At 30.1% G+C, this 10,473-nt stretch carries 9 protein-coding genes and 3 pseudogenes; 10 read left to right on the top strand and 2 right to left on the bottom strand.

Features of this window, described 5'->3' with window-relative positions; translation table 11 throughout:
- The 8 genes and pseudogenes from CDO51_RS10985 to queF form a co-directional block, all read left to right on the top strand.
- A pseudogene (locus tag CDO51_RS10985) lies at positions 1–228 on the top strand (hydroxylamine reductase); the annotation flags it as partial.
- A 188-nt stretch (positions 229–416) separates the two neighbouring features.
- Positions 417–844 (top strand): annotated as a pseudogene (locus CDO51_RS15520) (BlaI/MecI/CopY family transcriptional regulator).
- Between the two features lie 188 nt (positions 845–1,032).
- Positions 1,033–4,605 (top strand): SNF2-related protein, encoded by a 3,573-nt coding sequence (locus CDO51_RS10975; RefSeq protein ID WP_089024308.1) that lies wholly within the window; start codon positions 1,033–1,035, stop codon positions 4,603–4,605.
- Between the two features lie 331 nt (positions 4,606–4,936).
- The gene (gene queD, locus CDO51_RS10970) at positions 4,937–5,329 is read left to right on the top strand and encodes a 6-carboxytetrahydropterin synthase QueD (RefSeq protein WP_089024307.1); all 393 of its coding nucleotides are present in this window, start codon (positions 4,937–4,939) and stop codon (positions 5,327–5,329) included.
- An 11-nt stretch (positions 5,330–5,340) separates the two neighbouring features.
- Complete coding sequence (gene queE, locus CDO51_RS10965) at positions 5,341–5,997, top strand: putative 7-carboxy-7-deazaguanine synthase QueE (protein ID WP_089024306.1); 657 nt, start codon at positions 5,341–5,343, stop codon at positions 5,995–5,997.
- A gap of 2 nt (positions 5,998–5,999) precedes the next feature.
- Positions 6,000–6,578, top strand: a complete 579-nt coding sequence (folE, locus tag CDO51_RS10960) for a GTP cyclohydrolase I FolE (protein WP_089024305.1) — start codon at positions 6,000–6,002, stop codon at positions 6,576–6,578.
- A gap of 19 nt (positions 6,579–6,597) precedes the next feature.
- Positions 6,598–7,254, top strand: coding sequence for a 7-cyano-7-deazaguanine synthase QueC (gene queC / locus CDO51_RS10955; RefSeq protein WP_089024304.1), 657 nt, complete (start codon positions 6,598–6,600; stop codon positions 7,252–7,254).
- Positions 7,247–7,729 carry a preQ(1) synthase gene (gene queF / locus CDO51_RS10950; RefSeq protein ID WP_089024303.1) on the top strand — a complete coding sequence of 161 codons (483 nt, stop codon included), beginning with the start codon at positions 7,247–7,249 and terminating at the stop codon, positions 7,727–7,729. The genes queC and queF overlap by 8 nt, the downstream gene beginning before the upstream one ends.
- 556 nt (positions 7,730–8,285) lie before the next feature.
- Here queF and CDO51_RS10945 read toward each other — a convergent pair.
- The gene (locus CDO51_RS10945) at positions 8,286–8,723 is read right to left on the bottom strand and encodes a hypothetical protein (protein ID WP_089024302.1); all 438 of its coding nucleotides are present in this window, start codon (positions 8,721–8,723) and stop codon (positions 8,286–8,288) included.
- Positions 8,724–9,056: 333 nt separating this feature from the next.
- Here CDO51_RS10945 and CDO51_RS15515 point away from each other — a divergent pair.
- Positions 9,057–9,272 (top strand): annotated as a pseudogene (locus CDO51_RS15515) (nitroreductase family protein); the annotation flags it as partial.
- Here CDO51_RS15515 and CDO51_RS10935 read toward each other — a convergent pair.
- Positions 9,269–9,976 carry an ion channel gene (locus CDO51_RS10935; protein WP_089024300.1) on the bottom strand — a complete coding sequence of 236 codons (708 nt, stop codon included), beginning with the start codon at positions 9,974–9,976 and terminating at the stop codon, positions 9,269–9,271. The pseudogene CDO51_RS15515 and the gene CDO51_RS10935 sit on opposite strands and share 4 nt — an antisense overlap.
- Positions 9,977–10,142: 166 nt before the next feature.
- Between CDO51_RS10935 and CDO51_RS13870 the strand changes: the two genes are divergently transcribed.
- Positions 10,143–10,280 (top strand): hypothetical protein, encoded by a 138-nt coding sequence (locus CDO51_RS13870; RefSeq protein ID WP_158212435.1) that lies wholly within the window; start codon positions 10,143–10,145, stop codon positions 10,278–10,280.
- Positions 10,281–10,473: the final 193 nt, after the last annotated feature.

Below are 10,473 nucleotides of genomic sequence, written 5' to 3'. Positions count from 1 at the left end.
GAAGACATTAATGAACTACCTGTTTCTTATAACATTGCATGGTATGAACAAAAAGCTGTATTAGTACTTCTTGCATTATTGCACTTAGGTGTAAAGAAAATCTATATTGGTCCAACCTTACCAGCTTTTATATCAGAAAATGTATTAAATGTATTAGTTGATAAGTTTGATATGAGACCAAACTCTACAGTTAATGATGATTTAGAAAAGATTATGTCCGGTGAGTAATATTAGAAAATTATAGATTAAAAAGTACCCTATAGAGTGGACAAAAAAGTCTACCTATTAGGGTACTTTTTTTAATTCAAAAACAAAAATGAAGCCACGCCAAAAAAAGTTTCCTCAACAACTGTTGACATATTTTTCCTATCCATGTAAGACGTAATTACCGGAATACATGTGTAGGAGGGTTTTTTGTGGTTAAAAAAATTAATAAAATATCTGATTCTGAATGGGAAGTCATTGAGATTTTGTGGGACAATTATCCAATTCACTCTAGTGCTATTATAGAACGATTACAGCCTCAAACAGACTGGAAACCAAAAACTGTTCATACCCTGATTAGTAGATTAGTAAAAAAAGGTGTTGTTGGATGAAGAAAAATACCACACGCTATTTGTATTATCCTATGCTGTCAAGAGAGGAGTGTAGGATTACGGAAACGGAAACTTTTTTAGAAAAAGTATATAATGGATCGGTTTCTATGTTAGTGGCAAACTTTATTAAACAGGACAAATTATCACAGGAAGAGATTAATGAACTTAAAAAACTTTTAGATGACGACACAAAGGGTAAGGACAAAGTAGATAACAGTAATAGGAATAAAGGTATTGATGGGACATAATGAGCTAGTAGGAAATTGATATGAGTACAGTAGATATATTTTCTCTGATAATTATACTGTCTGTTATGATAACTATTCCTGATGAATAACGTTAATTAAACTCATCAGTAATGTGATACAGCTATTACTATAGAATATTGTTTATGATAAAATATTTACAAATGTTATGATATCTGGAGGTAGACTTGATGAGTAAAACGACATTTGGTTTAACTTGGTGGGGGAAACAATGGTTAGAAGCTTTAAATGAAATAAGTCGAGACGTTTCTAGATTACCTAGGGGGAGAAGTTATGCTCGTAAGGGAGCTGTTTTAGATATAAAAGTGAATAAGGGGAAAATTATAGGTGAAGTAGAGGGAAGAAGACCAACACCATATGATATAGATATTAGCCTACGATTCTTTACAAAAGAGGAGAATGATATAGTAAATAGGGTTATAAAAGGTAACTTGTCAATAGCTGCTCGTTTGAAGCTAGGAGAATTACCAACTGAACTCTTTGAATCTTTAAATGAACATGGGGTTAAGCTTTTACCTAATACTTGGGATGAATTTGATGCTAATTGTTCTTGCCCTGACTGGGCAAATCCTTGTAAACATTTAACTGCTGTAGTTTATATGTTAGCAGGGGAGATAGATAAGGATCCTTTTTTGTTATTTGAAATTAGAGGAGTAAAAAAAGAAGAATTATTAGAAGCTGCAGGTATAATTGAAGAAAAAATTAATCAAGATGATGAAAATTGTACTTTTATAGATGAAAAGTTAGACAAAGAAGAGTTAGATACTTTTCCTGACTTAAGTGATATTGCTGAAGATAATGTTTCAAAAGAAATTTTGTCCTTTCTTTCTTCTAAGCCATTGTTTTATGCTAGATCTGATTTCAAAAAAGAGTTAAGAAAAACATATCGGATGGTTATGAAAGAAACAGCTTTTTTACAAGTGCCTCTTTATAGAGAAAAAGACCAGATGAAAGAACTGCCAGATAGTTTAAATTTAATTATTCCATCGCTTCCTAAAGAAAATTTACTTTCTGAGAGTTATTTTCTGATTTCTAAAGAAGAAAGTGTTTCAGGATATTTATATGACTTTGCTGATTCAACACCAGAAGGTTATAAAATAAAGGCTAATCTATTATTAGAATATTTATTTGAATTATCATTAGAAGATTTTTTAAGTTCTGAATCTTGCGTTTGGAAGTTTTTCATTCTTTCTAGTGCATTATCACAATCATTAGCACAATCGGGAAGGTTCATACCTTCTTTGAAAAATATACATGAAAATAGTTTTTATATTCTATATGAACCCTTTTTTAGAAATAGTAGTAGTGTAAAAAAAGTCTTGAAAAAGCTTACATATTTAATACCTAACAACTTTGTTGTTTTTGAAGAAACTAAAACACCTTTAGAAAAAGATAAAGCAGTTAGTTTGTTCATCTCCTTATTACTTACAAGATTAGTTCAACGCTTCTCTAAAGATGTCTTAAATAATAAATTAAAAGACACTTTTTTCAAAGGCTATTTATATACTCCGGAAAGGTTTGAAGAGGAAAATACACTTGAAGTGGTTCGTCGGTGGTTAGATGAATTGAATTTAGAGCCTAAAAAGATAACTCCTGTTTTAAAAATTGAAATAGGAGAGAACGACGAATTTTTTCTAAATGTATTAGCAGAAAACAAACATGCATCAGCCCAAGAGTTAGTAAGTCTAAAAGATATATACTTAACATCTAAAGATTACACCCTTTCTTTACCGATAGGGTTAGTTAAGTATGAAATAATAAGCCAGCTTTTACTTTTAAGTCGTCAGATCGAACAAGTAAATAAATTTATGAGAGATAATGAAGCAAGGCCAGTAAAAATAACTTCAAGTGAATTACTCTCATTATTAAATGAAGGTGAAAAGATCTGTAAGCTTCTAAATATAAAAATAATGATTCCAAAAGAATTACAAAAACTGATACGTCCAAAAACTGCCTTAAAAGCTGAAGTTTCTTCTGGTTCAGAAGGAGAGCCATCTTTAACTTTAGATAAATTAACAGAATTTTCTTATCAAGTAGCATTAGGTGACAGTACAATTAGCTTTGAAGAATTTATGGAATTAGTTGATACTAAAAAAGAAATTGTTAGATTTAAGGATAAATATGTATTTCTAGATCCTAATGAAGTAAAAGAATTAATGAAAAAACTTGAATATAACCCAACAGAGCCTACAACACAAGAACTAGTTAAAGCATCTCTCTCAGGTACTTATAATGATGATAGTCTTGTAATAGGAGATAACTTATCTGCTATTTTAAATAAGTTGATGCAAACTACTAAATTAGAAACTACACCAAATTTTGAAGGTTTTTTAAGACATTATCAAAACTTAGGATTTAGCTGGTTATATAAAGTTACAGAATTAGGACTTGGGTGCTGTTTAGCTGATGATATGGGGTTAGGTAAAACTATTCAATTGATTGCTATGGTATCTAAATTAGCTTATGAAAATAAGTTAACTGAACCAGTTTTAATAATATGTCCTACGTCACTATTAGGTAACTGGAAAAAAGAATTTGAAAAGTTTGCTCCATCTTTAAAAGTTGATATATATTATGGTAATAAACGAAGGTTAAGTACTAGGGGAAAAGATGTAATTCTAACTACCTACACCCTTGCAAGAAAAGAAGAAAATAGGTTTAAACGAAAAACATGGAGTGTAATGGCCATAGATGAAGCTCAAAATATAAAAAATCCTGTAAGTCAACAAACTAAAGCAATCAAATCAATACCAGCTAAAAGAAAAATAGCTTTAACTGGTACCCCTGTTGAAAATAGTTTAGCAGAACTGTGGAGTATATTTGACTTTATAAATAAAGGTTATTTAGGGTCGAAAGAAAGTTTTAGAAAAACTTTCGCTACACCTATTGAAAGATATAGAGATGCTAATAAAATAGAAACGTTAAATAAGATAACATCTCCTTTTATTATGAGAAGAGCAAAAACAGATAAAGATATTGTAAAAGAACTTCCAGATAAAATCGAAAAAGACGAGTATTGTTCACTTAAAAAAGAACAAGCTGCCCTTTATCAGCAGCTTCTAAATGATTTGATGGAAAAGATAGCAGAAAGTGATGATATAGAAAGAAAAGGTATGGTATTTAAGCTAATTACATCTCTTAAACAGATTTGTAATCATCCAGTTCAATATACTAAAAGAGATTCAAATATTAGTCCTTTTGTATCTGGTAAGTCACAAAAAACTTTAGAATTAGTTAAAGATATTATATCTAAAAAAGAAAAAGTCTTAATCTTTACTCAATATAAAGAAGCAGGTGACCTCTTAAAAGAAATGTTAGCTAGTGAATTAGAAATCACACCACTATTTTTTCATGGTGGAGTAACAAGAAAACATAGAGAAGAAATGATAGATGACTTTAAGAAATCACTACATGGACACGTTATGATTATATCTTTAAAAGCAGGAGGTACTGGTCTTAATTTAACAGAAGCAGCGTATGTAATTCATTATGATTTATGGTGGAATCCTGCTGTTGAAAACCAAGCTACTGATAGAACTCATAGAATAGGGCAAGCTAAGCAAGTACAAGTATATAGATTAATTACTAAAGGTACCTTTGAAGAAAAAATAAATGATATGTTAAATAGCAAAAAAGAACTCTTTGATCTAGTAGTATCAGGATCTTCAGATGATATGGATATTAGTAAATTATCTGATGAAGAGCTTTATCAGTTAGTTTCATTGCAGTATGATAGTAAATAATTAATCAAAAAGCATTTAAAGCGGTTATAATCCTTTTCTTTTATCTTTCTAGAGAATCTATGAATTCATCTTGAGAATCCCCTTTGCTGTAGCGAGGTTTATATATCTAAAAAATATTTATGGCTAAACTCTCTATCTGAGTTTATCTCACCATACTTTGCTGGTTGTCCTATTAGAAGGAATACGCAGAGAAAATGGTAATGATACTCTAGAAAGTGGTAGCCCAAATAATACAGCTAGGAAAACCATTATCTAGTTTTTAAATTGATTTTTGTGTATATATTTTGGTACACTACTTAATAGTGATTAAGTTTATCTAGGAGTGATAGAAATGTTTACTTTACAATCAGAATTTAGTTTTGATGCAGCACATAACCTAGAAGGTCATGAAGGTAAATGCAAAAATTTACATGGCCATAGGTGGAGGGTTATTGTACAAGTAAGTGAAGAAAAATTAAAAGAAGAAGGCTCAGAGCGTGATATGGTTGTTGATTTTTCTATTTTAAAGAAAGATTTAAAACAGCTATCAGATATGTTTGACCATAAGGTCATTGTTGAAGGGAAAGAATTAAAGGTAGAAGAGGAACAAATAACTTTACCTTTTAGACCTACTGCAGAGAGGTTATCACAGTTTATATATAAAAAACTCCAAGAAAAAGAATATAATGTGAGTCAGGTTACTGTTTATGAAACACCAAATAATGCAGTTATTTATTCAGAATAGGAGGAAGGTCTATGTTTAAGGTTAATGAAACCTTTGTAAGTATTAATGGTGAAGGGCCTCATGCAGGTCAATTAGCTTTTTTTGTTAGGTTTCAGGGTTGTAATTTGAATTGTTCTTACTGTGATACTGACTATGCCAGATCGCTAAATAGTGAGTACATAGAAAAAAGCACTCATGATTTAGTTTCTGAAATTGAACAAAGCGGTGTGAACAGTATTCTTCTGACAGGAGGGGAGCCATTATTACAGGATAAAGATAGCTTGTCTTTTTTAATTACAACTTTATTAGACAAAGGGTATAATGTAGATATTGAAACCAATGGTGCAGTTGATATAAAATGGATTGATAATGATGTGAATATTATTATGGATTACAAGCTTCCATCTAGTAATATGGAAAGTGATATGCTAATTGCTAATATTAAATCCTTACAAAAAAACGATGCAATTAAGTTTGTATGTGGAAATGATAAAGATTTAAATAAGGTACTTGAAATTATTGATAAATATAATCTAAATAAGAAAACGCAAGTATTTCTAAGTCCTGTTTTTGGTATGTTAGAGCCAAGTCAAATAGTTGAGTTTATAAAAGAAAATAATACTAATGATGTTAAAGTACAATTACAACTTCACAAGATAATCTGGGATCCTGATATGAGAGGTGTTTAGAAGTGAATATAGAACGAATTGAAAACTTAGTTTATCAGTTATTACAAGAAATAGGTGAAGACCCGGAAAGGTCAGGATTAAAAGAAACACCTGCAAGAGTAGCTAAAATGTATCAAGAGATTTTTGAAGGGACTAATTATACTAATAAACAAATAGCAGAGATGGCAGATAAGACTTTTGATGAAGATATCTATGATGAAAATTGTAAGGACATGGTGATAGTTGAAGATATACCATGTTTTAGTTGGTGTGAACATCATATGGCACTTATGAACCTACAGATAAGTGTTGCATATTTGCCTGTTGGTAAAGTAGTAGGACTTAGTAAAATAGTAAGGATTGCTGAGATGGTAAGTAAAAGGCTACAACTACAAGAACGAATCGGTTCTGATATAGCTGATATTATGACAATGATAACAGGATCTGAAGATGTTGCAGTTGTAATTAAAGGTATACATTCTTGTATGACTGCAAGAGGTGTTAAAAAGCCAGGTACTGTAACTAAAACTAGTACTTTAAGAGGAAAATTTGAAATAGAAAGTGATCTAAGAAATGAATTAATTAATCTGTTACCGGACTAATTAGTGAAGGAGGAGAACTATGAAAAAAGCATTAGTAGTTTTAAGTGGAGGACAAGACAGTACTACTTGTCTTTTTTGGGCTTTAGAAAATTTTGATGAAATAAAAGCAGTTAGCTTTGATTACGGACAAAGAAATGAAATAGAATTAGAATTTGCAAAACAAATTTGTGAACAACATAATATCTCTCATCAAATAGTTAATATGGACTTATTAAGTGAACTTACAAATAACTCCCTAACTAAACATTATATAGAAATTGAGGAAAAAGAAGGTGGGGTGCCAAATACCTTTGTTGATGGTAGGAATATGTTATTTTTAACATTTGCAGCTATTGTTGCAAAGAATAATGACATAAGACATGTTGTAACAGGTGTATCACAAGAGGACTTTAGTGGATACCCTGATTGTCGAAATGTATTTATTAAATCATTAAATACAACACTAAACTTAGCAATGGACTATGAATTTGAATTAGAAACTCCATTGATCTTCCTAAATAAAGAAGAAACTTGGAAACTAGCTTATGACTTAGGTGTTTTTGATATAATTAAAGAAAATACTGTTACTTGCTATGAAGGTAAACCTGGTGCAGGATGTGGAGAGTGTCCTGCATGTAAACTTCGTAGTGAAGGGCTTAAAAAGTTCCTAGAAAGAAAGGAGAAAAATCATGAGTAATGCTGAAGACTTAACTATATTAGGAAGTAACCAAACTGAATATCCAAGTGATTATACTACTGAAATATTAGAGTGTTTTGATAACAGACACCCAGATAGAGATTACATGGTAACTTTTAATTGCCCAGAGTTTACAACATTATGTCCTAAGACTAATCAACCTGATTTCGCTACAATTTACATCCAATACATTCCTGACAAAAAGTTAGTAGAAAGTAAGTCACTTAAACTGTACTTATTTAGCTTTAGAAATACAGGTGAATTTCATGAAGATAGTGTAAATACTATTTTAAATGATTTAAAAGAGTTAATGGATCCTAAATATATTGAGGTGTGGGGTAAGTTCACTCCAAGAGGTGGTATAAGTATTGATCCTTATGTAAATTACGGTAGACCAGGTACTGAATATGAAGAGATGGCTAAAAAAAGGTTACAAGAACATAACATGTATCCTGAAAAAATAGACAATAGATAACAATGCCCCGCGATTGCGGGGTATGTATTTTATTTCATTGCGATAGTTAAGTTAGATATTTCTTTGCTCTTTTTAACTAAGATATTAGTTAATCGCTCTCTCGCCTTTTGAACAATCCTTTATATAAATTCAAACTTCTGCATTCTCCATTGTCGACTAGTACCATATGCGCAGCTATATTTGTAGCTAAATTAAAAGAAAAGTTCGATTATTATGGAAGCCTTAACTAGTGGAACTTATACACTAAAGAGTTTTATTAATAAAATATTATTAATTAGTGAACAGAAGAGAAAATCAGCAGGTTTAGAGACTACTCCTAACCTACATTTGAAAATATATTCAAAAAGTACATGAAAATGTTCTTTTAAAAAAGAGAAAGATTGACTAATTCTAAAAAGCCCGATATGTATACAATTAATTGTACATATAAGAACTTTGAAGAACATAAAAAGGTAGTATAAACTGAAGGAAAGTTTGCTGATCTAGTTTATTGTATCCAAAAACCCAGAAGAGATCATATCAATATGAAATGACTATAGTTTGTAGTTTACAAAAATTAATTTAAACTTCGTTTTTTTATAATCCAACATGTAACAAATCCAAATATTAGAGTCGGGAATAATAGAAAGAACTCAGTAGCTTCATCTAATACGACATCATTAAAACCATCAAAGATTAGTACTCCATTATTAAGTATATGTAATAATCCACCGAAAAGTAGGCCTTTTAATTTAGCATAGTACATGTTAGTGTTTTTTAGGATTATAAAAAAAATTACACCTAAAGTAGCAGCATAGAAAAAATCAGCTACTAGACTGTTTAATATAGCAAATATATTATCTAATGAATCATGCTGATAATACTTACTAGCTATATGTAGGTAAGTTTTATTAATTATTCCTGTATAATACATTAAAAAAGCTGTTAGTAATTTAACTATATTGCCTATGAATCCAGCTAATGCTCCTGTTAAGATTATATCTCCTTTATGCATTCTAAATCCTCCTAGACTAGTGTTTGAGTTTATTATTAGCGTGTGTTTTGATTTTTAAACACGTGCTCTTTATAAGCTTAATGCCTAAAGACTACTTTAATACTTAAGCTTCATGAAAGGTAGTGATTTTATTTTTACCTTAAACGAAATTGATTATCTATAGGTTTATAATTGTATTGATTTTAAATGTGAAATAAGGTGGTGAATATTATGAAATCTGCAATAGACATAACAAAACTTACAAATTGGGAAGAGCTTTGTAATGAAACCCATCTTTCATCTAATTTAGCTTGGATAAAAGAAGCAATAGAGGCTTCGTGAGTAGCTCCATCTGCTGTAAATAGGCAGCCATGGTGCTTTAATATTACAAATAACAATGAAATCACTTTATATTATGACCAAAGGTCATCCATAATTAATATTTCTAAGCGTTTAGTTTGTGGTATAGCCATGATGCATTTTGAATTAGCGGCTAGGAATTTAGGAGAATATGGGGAATGGCAGCTTTTAGATGATCCTAATGTTGCTAGATATAAGTTGAAAATTTAAAATTTATCATTTTGTATAAGGGATAGGGTAACAGTACTAGAAAAAATACGATGTGAAACTATAATTTGATTAATTACAGCAATATTACTAAAGTATATTTCATGTTGATCATTTAAGACTTCTACTGTTGTATGAATATCAGTATTGTTTTTATATAATATTTCTTGAACAGCTAAACTTGTTAATAACGTTCTACCATCTATTGATGTATCATCAGTATCAACTTCTTTAGAAAAGATAATTAGGGCTTTAGATTTTAAAATATTAGCCTTATGTAAAGTTTCTTTATTAGTCGGTAAACCTTTTATATAGTGAACTTTGTTACTCTGTATAGGTGTTTTATCTAAATTATCAACTAGTACAATATCTTTGTAACCTTCAGCAATTAATTGCTCTATAGTATCTTTAGTTTTTTTAGACCAATTGATTAGTAAAATATGACCACTGCCTAAGTAATCCAAAGCACCTTCCTCCTTAATTTGCCTGTATTGATTTACTCCTTCTACCCACTTTGATATAATTACACCAAAAATACCAATACCAATAAAATAGAGGAAAATAGCATATATTTCACCTGATACAGTATCTGGAAGAAAGTCTCCATATCCTTGTTGTGAAATGGTGCTCATAACATACCAAAATCCTATAAAAGGAGTTTTGTACGTATCAGGTTCTAAAAAATAGAATACGAAAGAGCTTAGCATGATAAATAATATTCCTAAAATTAGTAGATAAATATTTTTTATTTGTAATGTTTTCTTAATAATTTTGCTAACTAAATAAAGAGGAATAGTAATCACCTTTTATAGATAGATTTATTTTTAGTATTAAGAAGGAATTAGATTAAAATACAAAATTTTTAGGTGAAATATGGAGTTTATTATAACAGCAAATGTACAGTTAGGCTTTGAAGAGGGAATGAAAAAGCTTAAAAATTTAGCTAAACAAAAGATAGTAACTCCATGGCATTCATATAGTGTAATATCAAAAGAGGAAATAAATTTATAGAAACATATTACTTAGAGTTGTATGGCCTAGCTGTGAATGAAGGAGCGGATTAAGTGGTTCACCGTGCTATAATAAGGTGAATTACTAAACACAATCAAAAAAAGTTGCCATAAAAGTAAGTGTTATAATTAAACAATAAAGAGATAAAAAAGGGGAGGCCAGCTATAATGGCTGGCAAGGGTGATTTAGAATA

It is taken from the genome of Natranaerobius trueperi (genome assembly GCF_002216005.1).
Classification (GTDB): domain Bacteria; phylum Bacillota; class Natranaerobiia; order Natranaerobiales; family Natranaerobiaceae; genus Natranaerobius_A; species Natranaerobius_A trueperi.
Note: the sequence above shows the minus strand (reverse complement) of the source record. Positions and strands in the feature narration are given on the sequence as shown.

Coding starts and splice junctions, on each gene's coding strand:
- CDO51_RS10975 (WP_089024308.1), top strand. CDS start 1,033: ATGAGTAAAACGACATTTGGTTTAACTTGGTGGGGGAAACAATGGTTA.
- queD (WP_089024307.1), top strand. CDS start 4,937: ATGTTTACTTTACAATCAGAATTTAGTTTTGATGCAGCACATAACCTA.
- queE (WP_089024306.1), top strand. CDS start 5,341: ATGTTTAAGGTTAATGAAACCTTTGTAAGTATTAATGGTGAAGGGCCT.
- queC (WP_089024304.1), top strand. CDS start 6,598: ATGAAAAAAGCATTAGTAGTTTTAAGTGGAGGACAAGACAGTACTACT.
- queF (WP_089024303.1), top strand. CDS start 7,247: ATGAGTAATGCTGAAGACTTAACTATATTAGGAAGTAACCAAACTGAA.
- CDO51_RS10945 (WP_089024302.1), bottom strand. CDS start 8,723: ATGCATAAAGGAGATATAATCTTAACAGGAGCATTAGCTGGATTCATA.
- CDO51_RS10935 (WP_089024300.1), bottom strand. CDS start 9,976: ATGCTAAGCTCTTTCGTATTCTATTTTTTAGAACCTGATACGTACAAA.
- CDO51_RS13870 (WP_158212435.1), top strand. CDS start 10,143: ATGGAGTTTATTATAACAGCAAATGTACAGTTAGGCTTTGAAGAGGGA.